Origin of the sequence: Clostridium beijerinckii (genome assembly GCF_018223745.1) — a bacterium.
Classification (GTDB): Bacteria; Bacillota; Clostridia; order Clostridiales; family Clostridiaceae; genus Clostridium; species Clostridium beijerinckii.
The window spans coordinates 1035189-1061100 of the sequence record NZ_CP073653.1 but is presented as its reverse complement, the minus strand read 5'-3'; the positions used below and the strand labels follow the sequence as shown (position 1 = coordinate 1061100).

The window sequence follows — 25912 nt, the reverse complement described above, 5'->3', positions numbered from 1 at the left end:
GGTATCGTTACCTTAATTTCCTGTTAATTTAAAAATCTTGATTAAATAGATATTTAAGCATACAATATTATATTCGTTTTATTCGTAATCATGTTTATATAACAATTCAGTTATTTAATTAACTTTAATAACATTTTAACAAACGCGGAATATTTATACAATAAATTCCTGAAATTATATTATATTTTCTTAATTTTCTATTTATGATTACATAATGGCTGTCTTATTAAGTATTTTTTTGTAATTACGATACTTATAAACCAACAATTTTTTTATTTATTCTTACTTGTTTATATTTATATGACTAAAAATAAAAAATCTTATCTGAAGATTACTTTTAACGATCTTCAGATAAGATTTCTAGCTATATCTATTAAATTTTATTCTTTTGAATCCAAATAAAGAAGGCTATCTTGAATAATGCAGCATCATTAAATTTCCTTATATCGTAACCTGTGTATTTTTGTATCTTATCTAATCTATAAATTAGAGTGTTTCGGTGAACATACAATCCTTTTGAAGCTTCACTTAAATTTAAGTCCGATTTAAAGAAAACCTCTATAGTTTTTAACATATCTTCATCTAACTTCGAAAAACTTTCATTAAAGTTATTTAGTATTTTTTCCTTAATATCCTGATTTAAATTATCCATAACTTCTTCAAATAAAAGGCTGTTACATCCAAATACCATTTGAGATACATTATACTTTTTAGCTAAATTAATTTTATACATATTTTCATTATATAACTTGTTCAATAATTCATAATCCCCAATATGACAATAACTTATATAACACTTTTCGTAAAGTGAGAAGTATATTGTTTCACTTATACTAGATACATGCTCCTTTATATCTTCAAAAATTCCAATTAAAATGATTGTATCTTCAAATATAAGAATGGTTACATCATTATTATTATAAACATTTTTTAACGCCTCTAATGCCTCTGTTACTTTTTCTTTTAAATTTAAAGTAACTAAAAATGTTTCTTCTTTTATTGGCGGCATAATTTCCTTAATCTTTTCCTTAGATATACTTAAGCCTTGTAATAACTCAGAAACTATTTTTTCTTTTTTGTTATAACTATCTTTATACCTATCTTTGATACAAAATACTAATATTCTTATGAAATCCTTGCGGTCCCCTTCTGTTTTTATTTTGAAACTTTTGGGTCCAATAAAAAATGTATCTTCAAGTATATTTTCGCTAAAAGAATTAGGATTAGCCTTAAATATAATTTCATCGTCCACATAAACTTCAAATGGTATTTCACAATCTTCATATATTTCTTGTAAATATTTCACTAATCCCTTCATTCCCTCACCTCAATTGTCACTAATTTAATACTAGCAAATTCTCAACTCTGTTTCTTTGTCAAAAACATGAATATTTTCATGTTCTACATATAATTTAATCTTGTCTTTAGGTTCTGCTTTAGTACTTCCATCAACTCTTGCAGTCATATTATTATTTCCTGACTTAAAGTAAATGTAACTTTCAGCACCCATACGTTCAACAACTTCTACATCTCCAGTTAAAGTTGCTGCAGGGTTATTTTCAATTATTTGAGCATTATCATCTAAATGCTCAGGTCTTATACCAAATACTACTTCCTTATTAACATATCCTTTTTCTTTTAATACTTTAGCTTTTTCTTCTGGCAATAATATATTATTTTCATCAAATTTACAATATAACTTTCCTTCCTTTTCACTTACAATACCATTTATTAAATTCATTTGAGGACTTCCTATAAAGCTTGCAACAAATAAATTATTTGGCGTATTGTATATGTTAAGAGGAGTATCAACTTGTTGTATTACACCGTCCTTCATTACAACAATTCTAGTTCCCATTGTCAAAGCTTCAACCTGATCATGAGTAACGTATATAAATGTTGTTCCTAAACTTTGATAAAGCTTTGATATTTCTGTTCTCATTTGAACTCTTAGTTTGGCATCAAGATTTGATAAAGGCTCATCCATTAAGAATACCTTTGGTTCTCTAACAATAGCACGTCCTAATGCAACTCTTTGTCTTTGACCTCCTGATAAAGCCTTTGGCTTTCTGTCTAGCAAATGTTCAATATCTAATCTCTTTGCTGCTTCTCTAACTTTCTTATCTATTTCATCTTTAGGTGCTTTTCTCAATTTCAAAGCAAATGCCATGTTATCATACACTGTCATATGTGGATATAATGCATAGTTTTGGAAAACCATTGCTATATCTCTTTCTTTTGGTTCTACATCATTAACTAATTTTCCACCTATATATAATTCACCTTTAGATATTTCTTCAAGTCCTGCAATCATTCTTAAAGTTGTAGATTTACCACAACCTGATGGCCCTACAAAAACTATAAATTCTTTATCTTCAATTTCTAGATTGAAATCTTTTACTGCAGTTACATCCCCTTCATAAATTTTATAAATATGTCTTAGTGACAAATCTGCCATATTTATTTCCTCCCTTTTCTGCTTTAATTATCTCAATTTATATTTTATTTAATGTTTTCTGTATATTCATTTTACTATATGTAATCCTTTATATTCTATATTGAGAATTTACAAAACTCTCTTGTCTTTTTTGTGAAATAATATAAAAGGATAATAAAAAAAGCATATACTAATCAAAACTAGATATATGCTTTGCTTATAATATTTTAATGTTTATATACAACACTTCGATTAAGCAGTAAGATTATGTTACAATCCCTTAAATAAAAGCTTATTTATAATATCCATTAAATGATTTAGGATATTTTTCTCTATCCCAAGTATAATTATTTTCAATTAAAGTACTATCTCCAACTAAAAAGTACTTATTCTTATCACTTGAATCATTGTTAGTAACATCTATATGATACCAATTACCTTGAATTTTTACAGCATTCCATGAATGAGAAACATCCTTAATTTTCCCGACTACAATTCTATTTTCTATTCCTGCATAGTTAAACATTCTATAAGCAGTCATTGCATACCCCTGGCATACAGCTAATGAGGTGGTCAATGCAGAATAAACACTTGTAGATTTTAGAGTATAATCATATTCGTATCTATTTATAATATACTCATTTATAGCCTGTACTTTTTCTAACTCTGACATATCCTTATTAATTAAAGAATTAGTAATTCTCTTTAATTCATTATCTACATAATTTTCCTGTTCCTTAGTTGTCAGATATTTTACATCTAAAGTTGTCTCGATACCATTTTCAGTCACCTTTGCTTTAGGCTTTATCTCTAGCCAAGATCTCTCTAAGTAATCATCTTTTGAATATGCATCCTTAATACAATTACTTATATTCTCTTCAAATTCCGACCTTGCCCCTGTATATAAAATAGTAAAATCAGTATCTCTATTTTCGAGATGATTATAAATATGATTTTCCATACTCTTCATATTATTAACTTTATCATACGCAAATGCAGTTACAGTTATAGCTTGTATAATAACAACTGCTATCATTATTGTTTTGAAAAACTTTTTCATAATTAATATGTTCCCCCATGTCATTTCAACACTTTCAATTTCATCATATGTAGACCAAACTCGCTTGCGACTCTGACTCTTGAGATTTTTTACTCAGCTGCCTTTTTTAAGCATATGTGAGAGAAATCTGCCAAGCGAATATATTTTCCTTTTGAACGTAAATTTTAAATCAATCTTTTTCATAATTTATACTCACAAAAGGCACAATATTAGCAGATTATCTAATACCATGACTTTCTAGAGAGTAACAAATAAGTTATCATTACTTCTATTGTACTTACTTTATTCATTTTGTAAATATAAATTAATACTTTATTTATATTTTGTTTATAAATTGTTGACTTTTCCCTATTTTCCTTTCATTTATGCACAATTGACAATCTTTATTTATACATATATATTATAAGTTATATATATGCTAAGGGAGGTATACAAATCATGAACAAACCAATTATAGGCATAAATTCAAACAGAGTTATTAAACATGAAACTCAATATTCGCACTCAGTTGTAGAATCACTTGGCAATGATTATGTTGAATCCGTAATTAAAGCAGGCGGTGTTCCAATTATACTTCCTATTCTTTCTGATGAAGAATCCATTAGAAGACAAGTCGAACTACTTGACGGCATCGTTCTTTCTGGTGGAATAGATATAAATCCTTTATTATATAATGAAGAACCATCGCCTAAATTAGGTTATATTTACCCTGATAAAGATGAGTTTGATCTGGCACTTGTAAAAATAGCTTATGAACTTAATAAACCTATTTTAGCAATTTGTAGAGGTCATCAAATTCTAAATGTAGCTTTTGGCGGCACATTATATCAAGATTTATCTGATATGAGTGGTTGTTATATAAAACATCATCAACAAACAAAAGATGGAGCGGCTAGCCATACTTTAGAAATTATTGAGGGCTCAATTTTATATGAGATCTTGGGAAATACTGCGCTAATTAATTCCTTTCATCATCAAGCAATTAAAGATTTAGCTCCCGGTTTTAAAGTTACGGCTTACTCTAAGGATAAAGTGATTGAGGCTATTGAGAGTTGTGAGAAAAATTTTGTTGTCGGTGTGCAATTTCATCCTGAAATTATGACTGCTTATAACGATAAAAATATGCTTAAACTTTTTGAAGCTTTTATAAATGCTTCATATAAAAATAATTCATTAGATCATAAAAAATAATTTAAAATCCCTAAATTCAAGTTGCGTTATGCAATTAAATCTTTGTATACTTGCCTTTCATAAGATTTACTTTAGGGATTCTAATTTATCTAAACTATAAAAGAATGTACCTATATTATACTATAAATATGGAGTTGCAATTTATCGCATATTTTGAAACATTTTCAGCACATTAAGTATTCCATACCCCCATACTGGATTTGGGTATAAATCTCCACTTCTTTGAACTGCACCTCTTTGAATATATGTTTTTATTGTTTGCGAATATATATTAGGGTCATTTCCTTCTACAATTCCCCATTGAAATAACATAGCGCAAGCCCCTGCTAATATAGCCGCTGATACACTTGTTCCATTAACGATAGCCGTTTGATTATTAGGTGCTACAGTTAATGCATTTATCCCACCTGCAGCCACATCAATTCTATTAATATAGTCTTCTAAAAATGCTATTCCAGAATAATCTAAGACATTATTATTTAGCTGATTGTACGCTGCTGCAGTAATCGTATATTCTGAACATGCTGAATTACTTATAGTCCCATAAGGATCCGAAGCAATAAACCTAGTTCCTCCGATACTAACACCTTCTTGTGGTATCCATGCATTAAATCTACCATTTAGAATTGACTGTCCTGTCAGGGTAAAACGCCAAATTCCTTCTGTTATATTTAATAACCTTACTCTCATTAACTGATCACCTGTGTATTCTTCTGGAACATAATAATTTACTACCATTGAAGTGGTTTCAAATACAAATGAATAAGTTTCTATAGCCGTTATTTCTGCATTTATAGTTCCAGTACTTTCTCCTGATGGTGATATTATATTTAGTGTCATTATATTAGGTGATTCAACCCAAATATCAACTATTATATTTTTTTGCTCTGGCGATATATATAGCTGTATTGTTCTCGATTCATTAACTTGAGATATTGTACCTGATGTATGAGTTCCACTTGCGCCTTGGTTTCCTGAACCATTTACTATTGCAATTCCACTACTTTGAGATATTAAATCCATATATTGCTCTAAAAAACCATTTCCTTTATGACTTCCTAGATTACTTTCTAATGGCATATATATAACCATAGGCTTGTTATTTTCTAGTGAATATCTATTTAAAAATTCTAGTGCTGAAAAAACGGATAACATGCTGTATATAGGTATTTGTATATTATACCGCCCTTTATAAGCAATATTTTCAAGAAGCTTTACCACAACAAAATCGCAATCTGGAACCATCCCCTTCAAATTAGGATTTTTTCCAACCGCTCCAATTATCCCTGCCATATTTGTTCCATGACCTATTTCGTCTTTAGTTGGAACTATATCATAAGGAGATTGTCCCGCCTTAAAAGCATCAATTGCTTGTTGTATTGTACTTCTATTGTAGACACTTCCAAACGGAACTCCATTCTCTCCTGTTTGCTGCCCTGAATTTATAGTTTGATCCCAAATATACTCTATTCTAGTCTGACCATTTTCTCTTATAAATTCATCATTTAAATAATCAATACCAGAATCCATAATCGCTACATTTACTCCTCTCCCCGTAAGTCTTAATGGCAATTCTAGTTGCAAAAAATTAGCTTGAGATGCTTCAATTGGCGAAACTTCTTCCAGCGTAAATATATCTGGAAAAGCCCTATATATTACAGTAGAAAAAACTGGAACCGCTGTACCTGTATCAAGCTCTACAGGTGTAGATAATATGGCATATTGATTATCAATTATAGTTGCATAGTACCCTGGCTGTTTTGAAACTTCCTCCTCAATGTTACCTTCGTATTGAACTATATAATGATAATAATTTACATCAGAAAAAATATTTATTGGAGCTCTAAAACCTTCCTTCATATAAATTTTCCATCTCCTGCCTTTGGAATTCTTATAAATAATTTATTTATATAATACTCATAAAACTCATAATCTTCATTTGTATATTTTTTATCAGTAATATTCATTCTAAATCTTTGGTTACTATTCCTATACAAACCACTAATTATATTGAAGACACCTAGTAAATCAAAATCACCATATCCTGTTTCTCTACTGGGATATCTGTTAGCTGAATTTCTGTTAGCACCATACATTATGTATGTTCTAATTTTTTTAGTATACATAGTCGGATCATTACGATCTACAATCCCCCATTGTAATAAAAGCGCACATGCTCCAACCACTACAGCTGTAGCCGCAGAACTACCTGAAAATGTTGTTACTCCTCCTCCAACTTTTGTTGTTAATATATTTACCCCTATAGTTGAAATATCTGGGTTAATCAAACCATTAGTATTAAATCCTTTACCAGAAGCTGCAATTAGTGCATTATTATTTCCATAATAAGATACTGTAATAACATTAACAGCTGTTGCCGGTATTGTTAGAGTAGTAAATGGATCCGATTCAAGAAATATTGTATTTTCTGGTAAAGTACTTTTGGGAGGCAACCATATGTCATACCTACCATTTGTTATATATTCGCCTATCAAATTGAAAGTCCATGTTCCTGGTTTTATATTACTAAACGTAAGACTTATTACTTGATGTCCTGTAAAATGTTCTGGTGAATAGAATCTTACTATCATATCTGTATTTAAAAAAACAAATCTGACTGGTTGAACTTTATTTATTTTCGATTGTATAACTGCTGAAGCTTCCCCTGTAGGAGAAATTACATTTATTGATGCAATATTCGGTCTTCGTACCCATATGTAAATCGGAAGGTATTTTATTTCTCTTGGGATTCTTAGTTCTATTACTTTTGTATCTCCTACATTCCTGATATACCCTGATACATGACCTTGAGAATCCCCCTCATTTCCCACTCCATTGACTACGCACAATCCTCTACTATTTCCAATAGATGTTATATATCTTGAAATTAAGTTGTTACCATCATGACTACCTTCTGTACTTCCAACACCTAAGTAGATAACCATTGGCTGCTTACGTTCTACTGCGACTCTTCTCAAGTATTCTACTCCTGCTACAATTTCAGATGCATTATATACTGGAGTATATGGAATTCCATTTCCTTGTAATTGCCTTTTGAAATTAGTGGATTCGAAAAGCTTAACAATAACAAAATCACTTGCATTTGCAATTCCTTGAAACTCAGTATTATATCCTCTTGCTCCTATAATCCCAGCAACTTTTGTTCCATGTCCAACTTCATCTCTGGAAGGAACTATTTGATATGGATCTCCATTACTTCTTTTAGCTGCAATAGCGCTATTAATTTGATCATTTGAATAAGTTTGTCCTATATATACAGCGTCACTAGTATTATTTTGAATGGATTGATCCCATATACTTATTATTCTTGATGTATCATCTTCTCTTATGAACTCATCATTTAAATAATCTATTCCTGTATCAACTATTCCTATTAGCACGCCCCTTCCATTCAAATCTAGAAATGGATTTATCTTTATATTGTTTATATTATCTACAGATGATGGTGAGATATCTTGTAATACATAAATTGTCCTAAAATCATAAAATACAATTGCTGGAACATCATTTAGGAGCCTATCAAGATCATTATTTCGTACAGATACTACTCCGATATTGCCTGTAATTATATCCCCACAAGCATAAGATAACTTATCTATTTGTTCTTTAAAATTCCCTCTATACTCAATCAAATAATTTGCCGAATCGGGATCATAATATAAATTACAGTCACGTAAATCAGACATATCTAACTCCTAATATTACTTGCATTAATACTATGTATATTTTTATATTGTTTATTTGATGATTGAAATTATTTGTTCACCTCTAAATTAATAACTGTAATATTCCTTAATATTTAAATTAAATTTTTCATCATTTTATAATTTCCAATGAAATAATCACAAAAAGCAATAAACATTTTATTCCAATGCTTATTGCTCAAAATACATCTAATCATCTATTATTTTAAAAGCTTAATCTAAACCTTTATATTCAAACCAATCAACATCATTAAATATTTTCATGGAAATTAATACAAAAAAATAGCCTTCGGAAGAATATTGGAAGAAATCATCATTCCATAATGCAGACAACATCAAATATCTATGCTCACGTGACAAAAGAAATGAATGCTGAAGCTACGGATGTTTTATCAAATGTTTTGTACGCAAAAAAAGCAAGGGAAAGTTAAGGGCAAATACCAATCCAGTATTCCTCAAATCCTTGCAATTACTTGTTGCGAGATAAGCCATAAGCCGAGTTCTGTATTCCAATTTATGTATATTTTTTCGTACTTTATCGTATCTTATTATACTCTCTAGCTATTGATATAACTAGCTTCTATGTGTATAGAATAATTTACCATATCAAATTCTATTTTATTATATTTTACTGATGGTAGGAAGAATGTCGGAAGTTTTTATTCTTCCGACCATTCTCTCAAATATATATTTAGATAAGATATTCACATTTTTGAACTATTCTAGTATTAAAATATGTTCTCCAATTCTTTACTTCTAAACGGTACTTTATATTACACTATCGTCTATAAGTAAAATATACCTTAAATTAAATAGTAGCTTCAACGTGAGGCGTGTGTTGAATAGCTTTACCAAATCATAATTTAAAGTATTTCATTATATCTATTTATCATTGAAAACAACTCAAACCTTAGATTAAAAATATCCTATCTTTACATATTGTATTTTAAAATAATATAGCATATCTTGTTGATGGTCGGAAGAATGGTGGAAGTTTTAATTCTTCCGACCACTTCTTTAGTTAAGTCGTATCAATACTTAGCAAAAGAATTATATTAAGAAATACAACTGTTGCTCTATATTTTATTCTTATTTATCTTTATTTTACCTCCAATACTCCCTTTTACTAAATTTAAATATAAAGCTTTATTTTTCTTTTTGGTACGTGTTTATCCTAATTCCAAATTTCTCTTCACTCCAAGAAGAAATATAGTTCTTATTTTTTAAATTTTTAGCTAAGACTTTATTCTCATGATTATTATTAAGTAATGGTTTTGATGAATAGTTAGTTATATCAGAATATTTACCACCAATTACATTTAATAATTTAAACGTGATATTTTTATCTAAACTATCTATATTCTTATTTAAGAGCATTACTTTTGTTTTCAAGTGTATATCACTTTTTATAATATTTTCTAGTATTACATCCTTCAATTTTATTTTATCAATTTCCATTATACATTCCATAATCATATCGACTAAATAATTATCAGATATAATTTCCACATCTTCAATATGCTCGATAATAAAAACTTTATAATTCATATAAATTTCTGATTTTAGTAGTTTCTTTATATCTTCTGCATCCAATTCATACTTTTCATATTTCTCAACATATTCATTAATGTTATTAACTAATAGCTTAATATGTTCATTCTTAAAGTTATTTTTTAACATTATATAATTTTCTGGAGATAATATGAGTATTCCTTGATTTATTAGTATATTAATTTTATCCTCTGATGAATCTTTTAATTCTTCAAATTCTGTGTACTTTTCTTTAATGCTTTTAATTAGCTCTTTAAACGCATCAATTGTTATCTCTTTACATAAAATAATTTTTTGTGAAATAGAATCTACTACACTGTTATCAAATTCGCTAATTTCACTTAATGATTGTTTTGATAAAATCAAATAATTATTTTCTTCATTAAGAAAATTAATAACTATTTCATCTATCTGTTTATTGAAATGTTCAAAATAGCTAATTATATTACTCCAACTAATCTTTATTTTACAATTTTCAATAAGTCTAGCCCACAATAAATGGATATTTACTTTATTAATATTATTAATTATAAATTTTGTTTCACTTATAATTTTATTTTTGTTTTCCACTTCAATATCTTCATTATTAAGTAATTCTATTATTATTTTCTCTGCCTCACTATCATTAGCATTTAATTTTAAGAACACTTTTTCAATATATTCGTTGATATTTTTATCAATATATTTTATTAGTTCCTCACATTTACTATTTTTAATTGCAGTATAATTTGCTCTTCGAACGTTATATATACTATCACTAGAATAATGGTTCATGATAACATAAATCATATCTTCATTAATTTCATACATATCATTTATATATATATGATTTAAAATTTCATTTTCATGATTCACCTTATCCATCTCGATAAAGACTACCTTTAACCTATCAAGAATCATAATTATCTTTTCATTATATTCTTCATCTGTTACTAACCTTAGAAAATATGGTAAACTTGAGATATATCTTGTTAATATTTGATTTACGTTCATATTTACTATGTCATCTATATCCGCATATTTAATTATATCCCTTAAAAACATGTCCATTTTTTCTGTAACTAAATTTGATTTTAGTTGTATATATGTCCACATATGTTGCCACTTCTTACATAAAGATTTTATAAATATCTCTTTTGTATTATGATTTATTTCATGACAATATATATAGCCATCTATAAAAGAAAAACTACTTTCACTTTCGTTAGCTAATTGATCTATTAACAAACCATAATAGATTTCATATTCATAATTATCTTCTATATTTTCTATAAGATAATCTACCAACTTATAATTTAAAATATATTTACGTGTAAATTGAAAATCTTCTATTTTATCTAACACAAATTGAGGCTTTTGTAGTTTATATTCAAAACTCATATCTTTTTCATACATTACGTTCATTAAGAAATTTTTATCTGCTCTAGTTAATGTACCTTCATAAAAATATGAAATATACTCATAATAATTTTCATCAATATAATTTCTTTTTATTAAGAATTTAAGTAAATTTTCCTTTTCAATATCATCAATTAAAATTTCATTATAATCACATTTTTCTAATAACTTACTTAATGGCAATGATTGTACAATTCTCTTTTCTTCATTTAAATTTTTTAATTCTCTTTTTAAATCTTCTATAATATTAACAGTTATATTTTTTTCTTTTAGCTTTATAACTTTTTCTCTTTCCAAATAAGTAAAACCATTGTTTTGACTGTGTATAATGTCTAGATTTATTTTTGTCCATATGCTTCCATTATAATATCGAGAATTATTCCTTGAATCTATCATATAGTGAAACGCATTTTCATCTTCAATAAGTCTATTAAAATCATATCTGCTATTATTAATATCAATTTGAGAAATACTCGATAATTTTACAATCTCTGATATATAGATGCTTCTTAATTCCCTTAAATTATTAGCACATTCATGCTCTGCAACTTTTATATCTTTCTCAATCTCAACAATTTCTTCATTTATTTTTTTCAATCTGTTTTTAACTAATTCATTTTTTTTATTATAGAAAATGTCATAAACCATACCCTCATCATTTTGTAGCTTAGCAAAATCTACAGGATAAACATTTTTATATACTATAATAGCTAATAATTTAACATAATCTAATTCAGATTTTTCATCTTGTGTATCATGTATTACTCCACTTATATCTTCATCATTTTTATCTTCTTTTAAATTTTCTTTATATATTACAAATTCATTATAGATATTATTTAATACTCTCATATCATTTATTAAAATTGTAATTTCGCTTATAAATTTTTCATTTAGCCCATCGAATTGATTAGCATTCTTAAATTTTCTAATCAACAAATCACATGCATTAGAGGAATTAGCCACTTGAACAACCGGAATAATAAAATCAAAAAATTTTGTTCTATTTTTGTAACTTATTTTATCATCTTTGTATATTATTTTATCTTCCTTCTCTTCCTCACTACAAAACATATCGTCTTTTAATGCATAAATAAAAACTACTCTTTTATTTACTTGTTTAGAATCATTAATTAATGAATTCAATTCCCTTAACTTTGAAAATATATCGATATTATTGAATCTATCTAAATCTTCAAATATAACAATATCATACTTAGTAGCTTCAAAATAATATAGTATCTCATCAATGTATTTATTAAATGCCGATTCGTCTTTTTCATCAATTTCCATTTCACCAGCATTAGTTTTTATTTTTTTGATTTTAATATGTTTTTTAACATATATTGTTATCTTGTTACTTATAAATAAAAATGCGCAACTGAAGGCTACCATAAGAATAGCAAGTATATAATTATTGATTTGAAGGTTACTTTTTAATAATTCCATTCTTTGTAATATTACTTTTAACAAATCTGGCTTGTAAAATAATCCTCCTAGCATAACTACAATCATTAGTGGAATCATATTTATAATTATCGAACTATAATTAACACTATTAATACGCTTAAATCTTGAATATGGAATCGTAGTATTCTTTTCTCTATAGAACATTTGCTTTAATATTGCTTTCTCAATATTTATGTTTTCATTTGAAAGTATGTTTTCATCTTTATCTTCTTTAAAATTGGCTAATGAAATATTTAAATATTTATATTCATTATGCTCTCTTTTATATGTATTTAATATAGTGCTTTTACCTGCACCGTATACCCCTGTTAATGCTATATTTCTTATTTTGTTATTTTGAACAGCCCAATCAATGCTTTCACAGTATTGCTTATTTTTTACTACATCGATTTTAGGCATTAAATCTTCAAATTCATATTTATTTTCTTTTTCAATGTCTTTTGTTAATGAAATATAAAGTTTATTCAAATGCTGTATAATTCTAATAATTGTTATATTTATCACATTTCTAATTCTAATTTTAACATCTTCCATATATCTGCCTAAATACTCTATAATTAACACCTCTTATCAATAAACAAATTATTTTTATTATCTTCTTCATTATTATCACATTTTTCTACATCATTGTAAATATAACCCTGTATAGTTATAATATAATTACAACTATTTATAAGGAAGTGATTTTATGTCATATTCAACTGGTGAAAAACCTGGCATAGGTACATATGTATGTACTAATTGTGGACAAACAGTGGTACTAAATGATAATACTGATACTCTACCACCATGCCCAAAGTGTGATAAAACATCATATACTAAAGCTTAATTTAAAATAGACTGAGCAATGCTCAGTCTATTTTATTTATATATCTAATATATTAAGAATCTCCTTGAGTTGCTTTAATTCATCAATACTTAAAGTAATCCCCTTCCCCATCTTCTCATGTTCAGGAGCCCAATCCCTTAAATCATATTTCGCTTCTTTTCCATTCCAACTTATTAAATTTAATTCTTTGGTCCATCCTTTTGATGACTCTGATATTTTTCCTAGTTCTTTTTCTATTTCAAATTTAATATCGGCCACTATTCCTTATCTCCTTTACATGCAAAATCGTATATTACAAATCTAATATAATTAACATTATATTCTAGGTTGCCCTGAATAAACATTTCCATTAGTATTGTAAGTAACATTAAACACCATATCTGATAACCACTTTTTAAATGAGTCATTATCATTAAACTGTTTAAATATTTCTATATTATCTGACATCAGATTTATTACGGCTTTATTTAATGCTTTTTGACTTTCAATTCTAGCATTTTGTTTATCCGAGTTTTTCATTGCATTTTGATATCCTTTATCTTTTGCTACAATTTCAGGTATACTTGCAATATGCTTTTTAACTTGATCTTCATCTTTCCAAGGAATGTTTCCAAATAAATCATGAAAATTAGATAGTATATTACTTAATAAATCAAGTTCAGGTTCACTTTTCCCACCAGCTATTGAAGTTGGTACTGGATCTATTTCATATTCTCCTTGATCTTCTAATATAATAGACATAGTTGCTTGAACTTCTGCTCTATAACTATCTAAATCTATCGATTCTAGTATTCCCTTGGATAAATCATCTTCCTTTGGAGATGGTAATTTAGGTATAAGCATATTTAAAAATATAGACAACTTTTCCCATTCCACATTTCCATAAGGCAGAATTGAAGCTAAAAATCCATAGGTTCTTACAAATGCTTTTGCCTTGCTTTTAAAGTCAACTTGTCCATCTTCATCTAACTCTTCTTTATAATTTTGAGCACATATATCAAGGATAGGATCAAGTTTATCTCTTTCTGCTCCGTTTAAATAAAGCTCTACTAATGTTTCTACATGATAATCAGTAAATATATGATGATTTTTAATATCACTTTCTAAATCATTAAGTTTATCTGGATCTGTTTCATCTGATAAAATTGTTGTTTCATAATACTTTGAAAAAGCTTCTTTAATTGTATCCACATCATTAGCAAAGTCTAAAATAAATGTATCATGTTTTTGTGGATGAGCTCTATTTAATCTTGATAAGGTTTGTACAGCTTTGATATCAGTTAATACTTTGTCTACATACATTGTGTGGAGAAGTGGTTCATCATAACCTGTTTGAAATTTATTAGCTACAACTAAAATTCTGTAAGGATCTTTTTTCAACTTCTTTTCAATCTCATTACTTGGAAATCCATTAATAGCACTTTCAGTTAACTTATCTCCTCCAAATTCATATTCCCCTGAGAAAGCAATAATTGCTTTATATGGACTTTTCCTTCTTTTTAGGTATTCTGTTATAGAATAATAATATTCAATAGCTCTTTCAATACTGCTTGTAACCACCATAGCACGAGCTTTTCCACCAATTTTTCCTTTTGCAATCACTTGTTCATGGAAATGATCTATCATAATTTCAGATTTTATCTCAATTGCTGTTTCATTTGACTCAACATACTTTCTTAACTTTTTTTGTGCTTTTTTCTTATCAAATAGAGGGTCATCCTCTACTATTTTTGCAATTTTATAATAACTATTTATTGGAGTATAACTTTTAAGTACATCTAGAATAAAGCCTTCCTGCATTGCCTGCTTCATGGTATACACATGAAATGGCCTATGTTTTATTTTACCTTCTGACGGATATGGAACTCCAAACATCTCTAAAGTTTTGTGTTTAGGAGTTGCTGTAAATGCAAAATAACTTGCATTAGTAAGCATTTTTCGTCCTTCCATTATTTTAAGAATTATATCTTCAGTACTTTCTTCTTCATCTTTATTATAATTTTCAGATAAAGCCATATTCATCTTAGCTGACATATCTCCACTTTGACTTGAATGTGCTTCATCAATTATAATTGCAAAATTGTTTTTTCTATGTTCATTTCCTATTTCATTAAATATATAGCCAAATTTATGCACAGTAGTAATAATTATTTTCTTCTCATGCTCCAAAAGTGTTTTTAAATCTCCAGATCTGTCAGCATGCCCTACAGTAGTTGCAACCTGCATAAAGCTCTTTATTGTATTTTTAATTTGCTTATCCAAATTTACTCTATCAGTTACAACAATTATAGAATCAAACATGCTCTTTCTATCTTTTTCGATAGCCACTAATTGATGTGCAAGCCAAGCTATAGAGTTTGATTTACCACTACCTGCGCTATGTTGAATTAAATATTTTTGTCCTACACCACTTTCTTTTACATGACTCAAAATTGATTTAACTGCAGCTAATTGATGAAACCTTGGAAATACCTGTTTTCTATTTTTCTTTTTAGTTTCTTCATCTACCTCAACAACTATTTGAGCATAGTTTTCTATAATATTTGATAATTCATTCTTCGTTAAAATCTGCTTCCATAAATAATCAGTTTTTATTCCATTAGGATTTGGAGGATTTCCAGCTCCATCATTATATCCCTTATTAAAAGGTAAAAACCAAGATTTCTTGCCATCTAACTTAGTGCACATTTTTATTTCGTCATCATCAACTGCAAAATGTACCATGCATCTGCCAAAGTTAAATAACAATTCTCTAGGATCACGATCTGTTTTATATTGATAAACAGCATCTTCAACATTTTGTTTTGTAAGTCTATTTTTAAGTTCACAAGTTATAATAGGTAATCCATTAATAAATATAGCAAAATCTAATGCAAGCCTAGTATTATCCTTTGAATACATAAGCTGCCTAGTTACACTAAAAATATTTCTATCATAAAGTTCTTTTGCCTTAGGATTTTGCTCAGATGGAATGCCATAGTATAAATCTAAAGTAACTGGATATACTTTTAGGCCATTTCTAAGCACATCAATAATTCCATTCTTTGTAATCTCACCCTGTAATCTATTCAAAAATTTCACTTTATTTATATCACTTTTAAATACACCTAATATCTCAAGCTTTTCTGGCTGTGTATCTTTTAAAAATCTAAATAGTCTAGTTTCATCAATAGCATACTCTTTGTTATAATCACTATTTTCACCTTGTTCATATCCATTATTATGAGCCATATAATCTACAATAAGACTTTCCAAACCTACTTCCTTAGTATTAGATACCACTTTTACCACCTCCCAATTTTTATTTATTCCAATTCTCTTGATTCCAAACTAGTTCTAGCTCTTTCTATTGCCTTATGTAGTTTTTCTTGGAATAATTCCTTAGGTGGCAACTGTGTTAAATATTGACCAACATGTATTCCACTCTTATCAACCTCAAGTAACTCTATTTCTTCGTCATTTTTACTTGCACATAATATTATAGCAATAGGCGGCTCTTCACCCTCATTCGTCTCATTCTTTTGAAGCCATCTTAGATACAATTCTACTTGACCTTTATGCTCTGGTAAAAATTCTCCTAATTTCAGCTCTATTAAAACAAGTCGTCTTAATTTTCTATGATAAAATAATAAATCAATATAATAATCCTTATTTCCAACAGTTATTCGCACCTGTCTACCAAGAAATGCAAAGTCTCTTCCCATCTCAAGAATGAATTTCTCTAAATGTGCTAATATTGCATTTTCAATATCCTTTTCTGAATAAGTATCCTGTAATTGTAAAAAATCTAATACATAAGGATCTCTAAAAAATAAATCTGTTGTCATTTTGTTTTTATCATTTAGCTGCTTTAAGTCATTCCTAATTGTTAATTCTGGTTTCTTAGATATAGCAGTTCTTTCATAAAGCATAGAATTTATTCTATCAGTTAGAGTTCTTACACTCCAATGCTCATTAATACACATAGTAGTGTAAAAGTCTCTTTTTAAGTCATCATCAATATAAAATAATTTTACAAAGTGAGACCAAGACAATTTTGCAGACAGTGTCTGCAAAATCTACTCATCATGAAAAGTTTCAAAAAACTTAACCATATTAAATAAATTTCTTTGACTATATCCTTTTCCATATTCCTTAGTTAAATCTTTACTTAAATCGCTAATAACTGATTTTCCATACTCAGCCTTTTCACTTTGCAGTATTTCCGTTTTAATAATTTTACCTATATTCCAATATAAAATTACCATTTCAGAATTTACTGCCGTAACTACATTCCTCTTACTATTATCAATTGCCTTAACTATTTCTTTATATAGAAAATTTATATTTTCATTATTTATAAGGTTACTCATTTAATTATCACTTCCTTTGCTATGCCATATTTTTTATCTAAATTGCTTGCTATAATTATTCCTCTTCGATATCTAAAGTTTCATCATTTTCTAATTCTTCATCATATTCTATTTCATAATCCTTGGTATCTTCGTCTATAGCTTCATCAATTTTAATATTGCGTACATCAACTTTTCCTGTTACAACATCTGAAATAAGAGATGTACGATATTCTGTAATAAGTTCAATTTCTTTTTGAGTTCTTGATATGGCTTCATCAATATTAATAATTGCAGATTTTATTATTTTTATTATCTCATGTTGCTCATTTATTGGTGGAACAAAAATAACAACATCTCTAATAGATTGATATGAAAGTCCATATCTAGTCACACCTTTTGCTTTAACTTTATATTGTACTGACACATACTGTGATAGAAATGCACTATAAAGAAATTCGCTAATAATATTATTAGATTTTTTCCTTATCAAGGCTAAGTGATACGCGCAAACAACATTTTCTAACTTGTTAGGTACATACGCTGGAACCGCTATATCATCCCAAGATTCTGAATCTTTTGTAATGATTATGTCCCCACTCCTTAATGATAAATTACGTATTTCATCCTCACTAGCGGTTGCTATCATAAAATCTATATTATTGGTTATATAGTCATTCTTATAAACATCAACATAATTGCAAAGAAAGACTTTTTTCTGATTATCATACGATTTTTTATCTAATCCACTTAGCGTAACTTTAGCAATCTGGGATAAATTAAGTATTTCCCAATGCTCAGGAATATCTCCTAACCACTCAACACCAGATGATTTCATTTTTACATTAGGATTAATTCCTTTAGTTACTGCTCCATTTATAATTGCCTGCTTTTGCTCCTTTAATGTAGCAATAAGTTTTTTCTTTGCTTTTATAAACTTATTTATCTTAGCTAGCTGAAAATCTAAATATTTTACTATTTGGTTTTGCTCCTCTATTGGTGGAACAATTGATGATATTCTTTTAAATCTATCAAAATACAATCTATTTCTTTCATACATAATTCCATATGAATTTTTATTAAATTCTGCTTTATATAAAGGAGTTCTGAATAAATAGTGATAATACCAAGAATTTATCTTTATTTTAGGTCTGCATACTGCATAAGCTGGACTAATTATCCCCTCATACTTAGATGCTCCAATTCCACCCATAAAAGCATTCATTAAATTATATCCAATATCTCCAACACAAATTTTCTTGTAAGCTTGATTCTCCTCAGACATTCTAACTTTTCTTCCAGTAGATCTTTGTCTCACAATTCCTTTATCACACATAATAGATAAAAGCTCTAATTTTGGATGATTTGTATCAACAATTTCTCTAAATAAAATAGAATTTCTCCTTACATGCCAATGAGAAGGTATCTTTCCAATCCATTCTACTTTGCTATCTTTATACTCATCATAAGGTTTAAGTCCATTATTCATTTCTCTTAACCTCCTATGATTTCATTCAGAAGTCCATCTGTTTCTGCTTCTAACGCTTTAATATCTGCTGTTATTTCTTCAAGTGTTCTTAGCTTAACTGGCTTATAAAAATATTTCGTAAAGCTAATTTCATATCCTATTTGTGTTTTACTTTCATCAATCCATGCATCAGGTGCAAAGGATAATACTTCATCTTTGAAGAATTGTTCTATACCTCCATCATGTAGTAATGGTATTTGTTCTGTATCTCTTAAATTAGCATCAGCCTCATACTCAACAATACATTCCTTTCCATCAACCACTGAGCTAAACAAACCATATAAAGGATTTGCTTCTGATTTTCCCTTTTTGTGAATTTTCTTTATTACTTTTTCTGCATTTTCATCAACTGTTGCAAGATTGTTTTTTATTAAATTCAATCTTTTAGTAGGAAGCTTTATGCTTAAATTATTTGCTACTGTAGTTAATTCTTTAACAAATAAATTATAATCATTTAGTTTATCAAAATTTAATTTTTCTGCTACGTCTAAAATAACACTCATAACCTCTGTATCTTTTTGTTCTGCACAAACCTTGGCAAAGATTTCAATATTTTCTCTTGATAAATCTACACTTAAACGTAATGGTCTTTCTACTGTTATCTTATAATATCCAAATTCTTTATTATCAAATATTTTTGATTGTTCATTTTCTTCAAATTTAAGAAGCATATCTGAAATTTCTTTTCTAATTTCAGGCGTTAATTCACAATTCTTATTTCCTAAATTCTTTCTAAGTGGACTTTTTAAAGCTGTTGCATCAATAAGTTGTACTTTTCCAATGCGGTTTTTAGCTTTTCTATTTGTAACAATCCAAATATAAGTTGCAATACCTGTGTTATAAAACATATTTTCAGGTAATGCAATAATAGCTTCAAGCCAATCATTTTCTATTATATATCTTCTTAAATTACTTTCCCCTTGACCTGCATCACCTGTAAATAATGATGATCCATTATGAACTTCAACAATACGGCTGCCAAGTTCTGTATTGTGTTTCATCTTACTTATTTTATTTGCTAAGAACAGCATTTGACCATCACTTGAACGAGGAAGTATTTTAAAGTCTGTTTCTCCATTATGTGATACTACAAAACGTGTATCGCATATATCTCCTTTACCACCTAATCTATCTAAATCTGTTTTCCAACTTTTCCCGTAAGGAGGATTTGAAAGCATAAAATCAAAATTCGTTGTAGGGAATCCATCATTCGAAAGAGTAGAGCCATAAGCTATATTTTCAGCTTGCAATCCATCACCTTTTAAAAGCATATCTGCTTTAGTTATTGCATAAGTTTCTGGATTTATCTCTTGACCATATAAATTTATAGATATTTCGTTATTATGATCTTTTGCAAGTTCTTGCAATCTTTCTTCTGCTATAGTAAGCATTCCACCAGTACCGCATGCACCATCATAAACTAAATAAGTTGTATCTGTAATTTTATCTGCAACTGGTAAAAATACAATATCAGCCATAAGTTCAACAACGTCACGCGGAGTAAAATGTTCTCCTGCCTCTTCATTGTTTTCTTCATTAAACTTACGAATTAATTCTTCAAAAATTGTACCCATTGTATGATTATCAAGTGCTGGAAGCTTTACTTCTCCTTTATCATCCAGTACCGGTTCAACACTTAAATTAATAGTTGGACTTACAAACTTCTCAATGACTGCGCCTAAGATATCTGCATCAATCATTGTATCTATTTGATTTCTAAACTTAAACTTTTCAAGTATTTCTTGAACATTAGGTGAAAATCCATCTAAATATGCAATAAAATCTATCTTTAACTGTTGCTTCTTAGCTCTTGATTTTAAATCCTTAAGTGTAAAGGCTGATGCATTGCAAAATGCCTGACCAGAAACATTACATAAAGCTGCAGTTTGATTTACAACTCCAGCAGCATCTAGATTCTTCTTCATTTCTAAAACATCTTCTTTGGTTGCTTCAAGGACAGCATCCAATCTTCTAATTACTGTCATTGGTAATATTACGTCTCTATATTTTCCCCTTACGTATACATCACGTAAGCAATCATCTGCAATTCCCCATATAAAATTAACTATTTGATTATAAATTTGGTTATCCATTTATGTTCCTCCAATATGTAAAATAACAATATGTTATTTAAAAATCACTTCATTAGTTAAATGTTTTATTTTAATTATACTATCTATCATTTTATTTTCCCATAAATTACATCAAAAGTCTCTCTAAAATGTATAAAATATGTACATTAATTAATTTACTGTATAAAGCATTTAATATTTTCCAAAAACAAAAGATAGTAAACATGAACTTACTCACATTTACTACCTTATTAATTTGCTTATATTGCATATCTTATACAGTTGTAATTTTATTCTTAATAATATTAGTATAATTATAAATCAAATATTCTTCTACTTAATCCATGCTCCACTCTCATCGACCTTAAAACCATCAGGCGTAACACAATCACAATACATCTTCCCATCTTCATCAAAAGCATAACACTTCCCATTAATCCACTTCCACAAAGGCTTATCCTTACTTCCTCTAACCATCATGCAATTTTCATCTAAATAATACCAGACATTATTGTTTTCATCATGATACCAAGAATTCTGCAACGCATATCCTCTACTATCAAAGATATACCACTCCCCCTCAATCTCCTTCCAACCATTATCTGAGGTATAGTAATATTTATTTATTGGATCAGGTGAATACCACCATCCAACATCATTCCTATTCCATCCAAGTTTCCATTCTCCATTGCTAGAACCATCATCTCCAACTAAGCCACTAACAATAGCTCTTGCAATTACTTCTGGATCATACACATTAGCATCATCACTATCAGCAAACAAACATTCAACTAAAATTGCAGGCATAATAGTTTCATTAAGAACAATTAAGTTTCTTGTTTTTACTCCCCTATTAGGTAAATTCAGAGCACTTGATAATTCATTGCATACTTTATCAGCATATTGATTTGCTACTTCTGATTTTCCAAATACTAATACTTCTGGACCAGTTCCTCCCCCTGCATTAATATGAATCTCAGCATACAACTCAACATTTGTTGTCTTAGCTATCTCATTAGCTTCACTTGCCCTTTCATAGCAATCCTGACAGCTATAGCTATTACTCTTATCTATTCTAAGCAAATTAACTCCATAACCTCTTTGCTGTAAATACTCTGCAACTAAAGCTCCAATCTGACGAGTGCACTTACTCTCATCAAGCCTATCAACAACTCCACATCCAACATTCCCACTAGCAGTATGACCCACTGCTATTATAAAATTACTCATTTTACATCTCTCCCTATAATTCTTAATTTTTTAATTACTCATATACGTTATATGGTTTTTAACCATATATACTATATGTAGAGGTAAATTTAATGACAAACACAATAAATTACATAAACCTCTTCGAGCAATCTTTTAAAGAAATCTTGTAAGAATTTTATCAAAAACTCTTAACTGAATTAAAGGAGGTTTACATGGATTTTAATTATATTGAATCTTTAGTTATCAAATGCAAGAATAACGATGAAACAGCAAAAGAAAAATTAGCTGCTGAATTTAAACCTTTAATTTATAACATTTCTAAAAGAACCTTTATTGATGGCTATAACATGTATGATATACAGCAAGAGTGCTTTGAATCACTTTTCAAGTCTGTTTCAATGTACAATATAAAAAAGCATAGATTCGTTGCTTATGCTACTAACTCCATTAAAAATAATATCAAAGATCTTATAAAGAGAATTAAATCTAGAAGCTCCACTGAAGGTAATGAAGCATTAAGCTTACATTATAATTTTGAAAATGATCTTCCTTCAGAAGAAATTTCCACTGAAGTATCATTATGCGAAATGTGTGATTATGAAGATTTAAGACTGGCTTTAGATGATTTAACCCGAGAGGAAAAAGAATTTATAGATTTTGTATTCTTTAAAAATTATACAGTTTTAGATTACTCTTATTTAAAGAATATATGCTATTCTACTGCTATCCTAAAAAAGAACACTATTCTAAAGAAAATACTAAATAATATGTCTCATTATTATAAAAGCATCAAAGCATAAAAACTCCAAGGCTCACTTGGAGTTTTTATTTTTATACAATTATATTAATCTATATCCACTTATTCAAAATTGAAATTATTCACAACCTCTGTAGTTTTCTCCACATAATTATCAACAACTTGATCTATTCCATCACAAATATATTTTAGAGAACATCCTTCACATTTATTAAGTATTCCTTCCGTAATTAAAGAACATTGAAGTTCATCATTAAAGGTAGAATTTCTAATTGCTAAAGCTATTTGCTTTTTATCAAAAACCTCTCCTTCTTCCGAATTAAGTTTAATTTCATCTCTAATCATTTTTAAAACACACTCCAATAATTTATTTACAGCTTTAAAATTTAGTAGCTGCTATTATTGATATATGTTTTATACTGTAACATAACATTAAAATCATGATTAAACTTGCATATCTAATCTCCTAACCGGCATTTTACAAGCAAATTCTAATATTCTTAAGTTCTTTTATTCTTAAATTCTAAAAAATATATATTCCTAAATTCTTTAGAATTTTAGAATTTCTAATAAATAACCATATATCTTTTATAAGGATACATAAAAATACTGCTAAGGAGGGTATATAATTTATGGCTAGAAGAAAAACATCAAAGGTTCCTAAAAATGATTTTGAATATGATGAAGGTGAAGTATATGGATTTACTAGCGAAACTCCTATAGCTGGTGACTGCATTTCTTCATTCTCTTTTGATGATGACTCTAATATTAATATTATTCAAAATAGCTCTGATAGTAAATCTAATAATACTGTTATTCAAGAAGATCCTAAAACCAATACTCAAGCTAATACTGCTTCTACTATTAACAGCAATTTTGAAAATAATATAACCAACTCCTTAGAAATAAAAAATACTTTAAGCTCTACTAAAGAACTGTTTGATAATAGAAGAACTCCACTACCTAATGGTGCCACTCCTGCCATTGATGGTGAGACTCCAAATATTAAAAGAAGCTACACTCTTAGAAGTTCTACCATAAGAAAAATAAATGAATTAAAGAGCATCCATCCAGATATCAATGTATGTGTCAGTACTATAGTTGATATTGCTATAAATTATTATCATAACCATATTGTAAATGAAGATGGCACTCAATAATTTAATTTATCTATTTTAATTTCACATAATTATTTATTTCCTAAATATGAACTAATATATTTTATTTCATATATCCATTATAGGAGGTGATAGATTTATGGAAGTAAATGAATTAATTAACCTTATTGTTAATAATGGTTTTCCAGTGGCAGTGTCTGCATATTTGCTAATACGCTTAGAGAAGCAAATTGTTAGCTTAGCAAGTTCAATTAATAAGTTAAATACCATAATATCAGCTAAACTTGGTGTTGCTATCGATACAGATAATTCTACTGATGATTCTCATAAAGTGGCATGAGTAAAAAGGCGATAAACATTGATTATTAGTGTTTATCGCCTTTAAATCTTGCTCATATTATGAGAGCAAAACGAAATAGTTCAATATGAATTTATATTATAAAAGCATACGCAAGTTAAGAATACTATGTAAAAAGTTAATTACTTTGATATAAACTCATCTTTGAAAATTTAATACTCTCTTTCACAATAATTTACTATTATATTTTATAAGAATGTAATGAATTAGTTTGATGGCTTTTTACATAAATAATGCAAAAATAGACTTGCTACTGCTAACTTATATTTTTTCTCGCAGGAAACAGAATTAGTATCATTCATAAAACTTTGCAAATCTCGTAGCTCAAGTCCTGAATATATAGCTAATGTTTCATAGCTAATTCCAAACTCAGCTATTAGCACATCTATTACCCCTTTAACTCGATCATCTTCATTTACCATCCCTATCCCTTCAGATAGCATGAAAATCATGTTGCATAAATGCGAAGGGTTCGGAATATTGGAATTTTTCAAACTCTCTTCATTATTCTCACCAGAATTTACGATATTGGTAAAAAAATCATATAATTTATTTTTTCCATCCATATAATCTTTCAACCAAACATAATCTACTCCTATCATCTTACTCAAAGATTTCAGTTCAATTTTATATTTTTCAAGCAAATTTTCTATATCTTTTCTTATAACATCTTCAGTTTGATTGAAGTTTGTAGAAACGATAGTCTTAATTGAATTAATTTCCATTATAGCCTCCTTTTATAATATTTATAGTTTATTCTTATTTTGCATTTTATTTGATTTGTGCACTAAAAAGTCGCAAATTCAATCATCTTGAATAATGCAATTTTACAATTTATTATTTGATTTTAATAATTTATGATTTAAGACAAAATA

The 25912-nt window shown here is 28.2% G+C and carries 19 protein-coding genes and 1 pseudogene; 5 read left to right on the top strand and 15 right to left on the bottom strand.

Annotated features, from left to right (window positions below):
* Window positions 1-373: 373 nt before the first annotated feature.
* The 3 genes from KEC93_RS04970 to KEC93_RS04960 all read right to left on the bottom strand — a co-directional run bounded on the left by KEC93_RS04970 (window position 374) and on the right by KEC93_RS04960 (window position 3497).
* Entirely contained in the window at window positions 374-1318 is a 945-nt protein-coding gene (locus KEC93_RS04970; RefSeq protein WP_011968205.1) for a PucR family transcriptional regulator, read from the bottom strand.
* Between the two features lie 30 nt (window positions 1319-1348).
* Window positions 1349-2458 carry an ABC transporter ATP-binding protein gene (locus KEC93_RS04965; protein WP_011968204.1) on the bottom strand — a complete coding sequence of 370 codons (1110 nt, stop codon included), beginning with the start codon at window positions 2456-2458 and terminating at the stop codon, window positions 1349-1351.
* A gap of 271 nt (window positions 2459-2729) precedes the next feature.
* Window positions 2730-3497 carry a transglutaminase domain-containing protein gene (locus tag KEC93_RS04960; protein ID WP_039769723.1) on the bottom strand — a complete coding sequence of 256 codons (768 nt, stop codon included), beginning with the start codon at window positions 3495-3497 and terminating at the stop codon, window positions 2730-2732.
* 438 nt (window positions 3498-3935) lie between these two features.
* Here KEC93_RS04960 and KEC93_RS04955 point away from each other — a divergent pair, with 438 nt between their 5' ends.
* Window positions 3936-4688, top strand: a complete 753-nt coding sequence (locus tag KEC93_RS04955) for a gamma-glutamyl-gamma-aminobutyrate hydrolase family protein (protein ID WP_023973994.1) — start codon at window positions 3936-3938, stop codon at window positions 4686-4688.
* 141 nt (window positions 4689-4829) lie between these two features.
* On the opposite strand, the gene KEC93_RS04950 is transcribed toward KEC93_RS04955, so the two are convergent.
* The 3 genes from KEC93_RS04950 to KEC93_RS04940 form a co-directional block, all read right to left on the bottom strand.
* Complete coding sequence (locus KEC93_RS04950) at window positions 4830-6548, bottom strand: S8 family peptidase (RefSeq protein WP_077868380.1); 1719 nt, start codon at window positions 6546-6548, stop codon at window positions 4830-4832.
* A complete protein-coding gene (locus KEC93_RS04945; protein WP_077868381.1) occupies window positions 6545-8395 on the bottom strand; it encodes a S8 family peptidase in 1851 nt (616 codons plus the stop codon). Before KEC93_RS04945 ends, KEC93_RS04950 begins: the two co-directional genes overlap by 4 nt.
* A gap of 1164 nt (window positions 8396-9559) precedes the next feature.
* The gene (locus KEC93_RS04940; protein ID WP_111944708.1) at window positions 9560-13366 is read right to left on the bottom strand and encodes a YobI family P-loop NTPase; all 3807 of its coding nucleotides are present in this window, start codon (window positions 13364-13366) and stop codon (window positions 9560-9562) included.
* 154 nt (window positions 13367-13520) lie between these two features.
* Here KEC93_RS04940 and KEC93_RS04935 point away from each other — a divergent pair, with 154 nt between their 5' ends.
* A complete protein-coding gene (locus tag KEC93_RS04935; protein WP_077856669.1) occupies window positions 13521-13661 on the top strand; it encodes a zinc ribbon-containing protein in 141 nt (46 codons plus the stop codon).
* Window positions 13662-13697: 36 nt separating this feature from the next.
* Here KEC93_RS04935 and KEC93_RS04930 read toward each other — a convergent pair whose 3' ends face one another.
* The 7 genes and pseudogenes from KEC93_RS04930 to KEC93_RS04905 form a co-directional block, all read right to left on the bottom strand.
* On the bottom strand, window positions 13698-13919 hold the full coding sequence (locus KEC93_RS04930) for a YdbC family protein (protein WP_077856670.1): 222 nt from the start codon (window positions 13917-13919) through the stop codon (window positions 13698-13700).
* 57 nt (window positions 13920-13976) lie between these two features.
* Window positions 13977-16943, bottom strand: a complete 2967-nt coding sequence (locus KEC93_RS04925; RefSeq protein ID WP_207652965.1) for a type I restriction endonuclease subunit R — start codon at window positions 16941-16943, stop codon at window positions 13977-13979.
* Between the two features lie 23 nt (window positions 16944-16966).
* Complete coding sequence (locus KEC93_RS26440; protein WP_238892894.1) at window positions 16967-17488, bottom strand: PDDEXK nuclease domain-containing protein; 522 nt, start codon at window positions 17486-17488, stop codon at window positions 16967-16969.
* Between the two features lie 129 nt (window positions 17489-17617).
* Window positions 17618-17908: pseudogene (locus KEC93_RS26435) on the bottom strand (DUF1016 N-terminal domain-containing protein); the annotation flags it as partial.
* Between the two features lie 160 nt (window positions 17909-18068).
* Window positions 18069-19481: a restriction endonuclease subunit S gene (locus KEC93_RS04915; protein ID WP_077856671.1), complete on the bottom strand. Its 1413-nt coding sequence runs from the start codon at window positions 19479-19481 to the stop codon at window positions 18069-18071.
* A 5-nt stretch (window positions 19482-19486) separates the two neighbouring features.
* A complete protein-coding gene (locus KEC93_RS04910; RefSeq protein WP_077856672.1) occupies window positions 19487-21613 on the bottom strand; it encodes a type I restriction-modification system subunit M in 2127 nt (708 codons plus the stop codon).
* Window positions 21614-21925: 312 nt separating this feature from the next.
* Window positions 21926-22822 (bottom strand): N-acetylmuramoyl-L-alanine amidase, encoded by an 897-nt coding sequence (locus tag KEC93_RS04905; RefSeq protein ID WP_077869777.1) that lies wholly within the window; start codon window positions 22820-22822, stop codon window positions 21926-21928.
* 194 nt (window positions 22823-23016) lie between these two features.
* On the opposite strand from KEC93_RS04905, the gene KEC93_RS04900 reads away from it, so the two are divergent.
* Window positions 23017-23604 carry a sigma-70 family RNA polymerase sigma factor gene (locus KEC93_RS04900; protein ID WP_077869778.1) on the top strand — a complete coding sequence of 196 codons (588 nt, stop codon included), beginning with the start codon at window positions 23017-23019 and terminating at the stop codon, window positions 23602-23604.
* 59 nt (window positions 23605-23663) lie between these two features.
* Here the strand turns inward: KEC93_RS04900 and KEC93_RS04895 are convergent, their stop codons facing one another.
* Window positions 23664-23906, bottom strand: a complete 243-nt coding sequence (locus KEC93_RS04895) for a hypothetical protein (protein ID WP_012058516.1) — start codon at window positions 23904-23906, stop codon at window positions 23664-23666.
* A gap of 287 nt (window positions 23907-24193) precedes the next feature.
* Here KEC93_RS04895 and KEC93_RS04890 point away from each other — a divergent pair, with 287 nt between their 5' ends.
* Both KEC93_RS04890 and KEC93_RS04885 read left to right on the top strand, forming a co-directional pair.
* Window positions 24194-24721 carry a hypothetical protein gene (locus KEC93_RS04890; protein ID WP_077869779.1) on the top strand — a complete coding sequence of 176 codons (528 nt, stop codon included), beginning with the start codon at window positions 24194-24196 and terminating at the stop codon, window positions 24719-24721.
* A 97-nt stretch (window positions 24722-24818) separates the two neighbouring features.
* On the top strand, window positions 24819-25019 hold the full coding sequence (locus KEC93_RS04885; protein ID WP_012058514.1) for a YvrJ family protein: 201 nt from the start codon (window positions 24819-24821) through the stop codon (window positions 25017-25019).
* A gap of 224 nt (window positions 25020-25243) precedes the next feature.
* On the opposite strand, the gene KEC93_RS04880 is transcribed toward KEC93_RS04885, so the two are convergent.
* A complete protein-coding gene (locus KEC93_RS04880) occupies window positions 25244-25762 on the bottom strand; it encodes an HTH domain-containing protein (RefSeq protein WP_012058513.1) in 519 nt (172 codons plus the stop codon).
* Window positions 25763-25912 lie beyond the last annotated feature (150 nt).

Bases quoted from the DNA above. Each gene is read 5' to 3' on its own strand.
- KEC93_RS04905 (WP_077869777.1), bottom strand. From the start codon at position 22,822: ATGAGTAATTTTATAATAGCAGTGGGTCATACTGCTAGTGGGAATGTT.
- KEC93_RS04965 (WP_011968204.1), bottom strand. From the start codon at position 2,458: ATGGCAGATTTGTCACTAAGACATATTTATAAAATTTATGAAGGGGAT.
- KEC93_RS04880 (WP_012058513.1), bottom strand. From the start codon at position 25,762: ATGGAAATTAATTCAATTAAGACTATCGTTTCTACAAACTTCAATCAA.
- KEC93_RS04960 (WP_039769723.1), bottom strand. From the start codon at position 3,497: ATGAAAAAGTTTTTCAAAACAATAATGATAGCAGTTGTTATTATACAA.
- KEC93_RS04935 (WP_077856669.1), top strand. From the start codon at position 13,521: ATGTCATATTCAACTGGTGAAAAACCTGGCATAGGTACATATGTATGT.
- KEC93_RS04945 (WP_077868381.1), bottom strand. From the start codon at position 8,395: ATGTCTGATTTACGTGACTGTAATTTATATTATGATCCCGATTCGGCA.
- KEC93_RS04915 (WP_077856671.1), bottom strand. From the start codon at position 19,481: ATGAATAATGGACTTAAACCTTATGATGAGTATAAAGATAGCAAAGTA.
- KEC93_RS04895 (WP_012058516.1), bottom strand. From the start codon at position 23,906: ATGATTAGAGATGAAATTAAACTTAATTCGGAAGAAGGAGAGGTTTTT.
- KEC93_RS04970 (WP_011968205.1), bottom strand. From the start codon at position 1,318: ATGAAGGGATTAGTGAAATATTTACAAGAAATATATGAAGATTGTGAA.
- KEC93_RS04910 (WP_077856672.1), bottom strand. From the start codon at position 21,613: ATGGATAACCAAATTTATAATCAAATAGTTAATTTTATATGGGGAATT.
- KEC93_RS04885 (WP_012058514.1), top strand. From the start codon at position 24,819: ATGGAAGTAAATGAATTAATTAACCTTATTGTTAATAATGGTTTTCCA.
- KEC93_RS04955 (WP_023973994.1), top strand. From the start codon at position 3,936: ATGAACAAACCAATTATAGGCATAAATTCAAACAGAGTTATTAAACAT.
- KEC93_RS04890 (WP_077869779.1), top strand. From the start codon at position 24,194: ATGGCTAGAAGAAAAACATCAAAGGTTCCTAAAAATGATTTTGAATAT.
- KEC93_RS04950 (WP_077868380.1), bottom strand. From the start codon at position 6,548: ATGAAGGAAGGTTTTAGAGCTCCAATAAATATTTTTTCTGATGTAAAT.
- KEC93_RS04940 (WP_111944708.1), bottom strand. From the start codon at position 13,366: ATGGAAGATGTTAAAATTAGAATTAGAAATGTGATAAATATAACAATT.
- KEC93_RS26440 (WP_238892894.1), bottom strand. From the start codon at position 17,488: ATGACAACAGATTTATTTTTTAGAGATCCTTATGTATTAGATTTTTTA.
- KEC93_RS04900 (WP_077869778.1), top strand. From the start codon at position 23,017: ATGGATTTTAATTATATTGAATCTTTAGTTATCAAATGCAAGAATAAC.